Source organism: Rhodospirillum sp. A1_3_36, assembly GCF_047263945.1.
GTDB lineage: Bacteria > Pseudomonadota > Alphaproteobacteria > Rhodospirillales > Rhodospirillaceae > Rhodospirillum.
This window is the reverse complement of the sequence record NZ_JBLAVB010000069.1, coordinates 1-2,988: the sequence shown is the minus strand read 5'-3', so window position 1 is coordinate 2,988 and position 2,988 is coordinate 1. Positions and strand designations below refer to the sequence as shown.

The window sequence follows — 2,988 nt, the reverse complement described above, 5'->3', positions numbered from 1 at the left end:
GAGACGACGCAGGACTTCTCCAACAGTCCGTTCAGCAAGCGACACGCCAAACTCGCGCTCAATCTTGGCAGCCAAGTCAATCCGGCGCCAACGGACCACTCCATCGACTTCGAGGTCTGGACCAGACGCCACCCATTCCGCTATCTGGGCCATTTGTTCGTCCGTGAGCCATCGCGCACGGCCCGGCGCCTTGCGATCCGAAAGTCCCTCCGGGCCGTGCTCGTTGTAGCGATGCACCCAATCCCGAAGCGTCTGACGATCCATGCCCGTCACCCGTGCCGCTTCCGATCGCGACACACCCTCCAGAACAAGCGCCATGGCTAACAAGCGCCGGGCCGCTTTCGCGTCATCGGTGGAAACAGCCAATCCCCGCAGCGACGCTGCGTCATGATCTCCCCGACGGATTTCTATCGCCAAGGTCAACTCCCCCATCCAGAAATTGAATATGGCGAGAGTGAATCATGATTGAGCGAAACAGGGAATCCCTTAAAGCCTATATCCGAGTCACAACCTCATGCCCTTGGTATAAGGGGTGCCAATGGCATCTGTTCGGAGTTTGTGTTCCTCCAATCATCCTTCGTCAAACCGATATTGGTCCGGTCGCCTTCTCCCTCCCATCGTATTTCCGCGCACATAAAGCCCATAAGTGTTCCCGCCTATCCACGCGACCCTCGTTCCGTCTGCCTCATGCAACGGAGCGATCCCCATGACCCCCACCAAACTTCTCGTTGGCCAGATCCTGGTCGTTTTCGGTATCGTCCTCCTGGGCGTCTGGTCCGCGACGCAGTGGTGCGCCGACATGCTGGGCTATCAGGCCCGGCTGGGCCTGCCCTGGTTCACCCTCATGAGCTGGCCGGTCTACGAGCCCTGGCGGCTTTTCGAGTGGTGGTACTTCTACGAGGCCTACGCGCCCGAGATCTTCGACAAGGCGGGGATGCTCGCCGGGGCCAGCGGGTTCATGGGCTGCGCCGCGGCGGTGGTCGGATCCCTCTGGCGGGCGCGGCAGAGCCGTCTCGTCACCACCTATGGCTCCTCCCGCTGGGCGCTCCGGCGGGAGATCCGCAAGGCCGGGCTGTTTCGGGCTGAGGGGGTCTTCCTCGGGCGGTTCGACGACACATACCTCCGCCACGACAGGCCGGAGCATGTGATGGCCTTCGCCCCGACGCGCTCGGGCAAGGGGGGGGGCTGGTGGTGCCGACGCTGCTTTCCTGGACCGGATCGGCGGTGATCCACGACATCAAGGGCGAGAACTGGCAGCTCACCGCCGGGTGGCGGGCGCGCTTCTCCCACTGCCTGTTGTTCAATCCCACCGACCCACGCTCCGCCCGCACCAATCCTTTGCTGGAGGTGCGCAAGGGGCCGGACGAGGTTTGCGACGTCCAGAACATCGCCGATATCCTGGTCGATCCCGAGGGCGCCCTGGAGCGCCGGAACCACTGGGAGAAAACCAGCCACGCCCTGCTGGTGGGCGCGATCCTCCATGTGCTTTATGCCGAGGAGGAGAAGACCCTGGCCCGGGTCGCCGCCTTCCTCTCCGATCCCCAGCGGACCTTCACGGCCACCCTGCGGCGGATGATGGCCACCAACCACCTCGGCACGCCCGAGGACCCCCGGGTCCATCCGGTGGTGGCCTCGGCGGCGCGGGAGGTGCTGAACAAGTCGGAGAATGAGCGGTCGGGCGTGCTCTCCACGGCCATGTCCTTTCTCGGGCTCTACCGCGATCCGGTGGTCGCCCGGACCACCTCGGCTTGCGATTGGCGCATCGCCGACCTCATGGACGCCAAACATCCTGTTTCCCTGTACCTGGTGATCCCGCCCTCGGACATTTCCCGCACCAAACCCCTGGTGCGGCTGGTGCTGAACCAGATCGGCCGCCGCCTCACCGAGCGGCTGGAGGGCGACCCCGGAAAAACGCGAAAGCACCAGCTGCTGATGATGCTGGACGAGTTCCCCGCCCTGGGGCGGCTGGATTTCTTCGAGACGGCCCTGGCCTTCATGGCTGGCTACGGCATCCGTGCCTATTTGATCGCCCAGAGCCTCAACCAGATCTCCAAGGCCTACGGAGAGAACAATGCCATCCTCGACAACTGCCATGTGCGGATCGCCTTTTCCTCCAACGACGAGCGCACGGCCAAACGGATCTCCGATGCCCTGGGTACCGCGACGGAACTGCGGGCCATGCGGAACTACGCGGGCCACCGGCTGGCGCCCTGGCTGTCCCACGTCATGGTCAGCCGCCAGGAAACCGCCCGCCCCCTGCTGACGCCGGGGGAGGTGATGCAACTGCCGCCGGAGGATGAGTTGGTCCTGCTCTCCGGCCTCGTCCGGCGGGACCTGGACGTGCTGACCGAAAGCCTCGCCTTCTTCGTCAAGCTCTACCTCACCTTCAACGCCCATGCCCCCGTGCCCGACCGGGCCGCCCAGGCGGTGGCGCGCGATCGTTTCCAGCAATTCATCGAGCAGGTGGGCCGCCAGATCGCGGGCGGCAAGCGGTCGCTCGACCAGTCCCAGGGAGAGGGCCGATGACCGACACCTCCGAAGAGCGCCGCAGGGCCATGCTGCGCACCGCCATGGGGCCGGTGATCGCCCAGGCCCTGGCTGATCCCGCCGTCATCGAGGTGATGGTCAATCCCGACGGCTCCCTGTGGATCGACCGCCTGGGCGAGGGCAGGGGGAGCGCCGACGTCCGCATCCATCCTTCCGAGACGGAACGGATCATCCGTCTTGTCGCCTCCCATGTGCGGGCAGAGGTCCATGCCGACAACCCCATCGTCGGCGCCGAACTCCCATCTGGTGAACGCTTCGAAGGGCTGTTGCCGCCCATTGCCACGGGTCCCTGTTTCGCCATCCGCAAACCGGCGTCGCGCATTCACCTGCTGGCCGACTACCTGCGGGATGGCCTGATTCTCAAGGCCCAGGTCGATGTTCTCGCTCAGGCCGTGCGCGACCGGAAGAACATCCTGATCGTCGGTGGCACTTCCTCGGGCA

General features: G+C 65.0%; 2 protein-coding genes and 1 pseudogene. 2 read left to right on the top strand and 1 reads right to left on the bottom strand.

The features are described 5' to 3' along the window. Positions 1–417 (bottom strand): helix-turn-helix domain-containing protein (locus ACLIRY_RS26860; RefSeq protein ID WP_413208490.1); only part of this gene is annotated, 417 nt, incomplete at its 3' end. A gap of 289 nt (positions 418–706) precedes the next feature. Here ACLIRY_RS26860 and ACLIRY_RS26855 point away from each other — a divergent pair. Next, positions 707–2,322 (top strand): annotated as a pseudogene (locus tag ACLIRY_RS26855) (conjugal transfer protein TraG); the annotation flags it as partial. A gap of 200 nt (positions 2,323–2,522) precedes the next feature. After that, a partial coding sequence (locus ACLIRY_RS26850) for an ATPase, T2SS/T4P/T4SS family (protein WP_413208489.1) occupies positions 2,523–2,988 on the top strand: 466 nt, incomplete at its 3' end.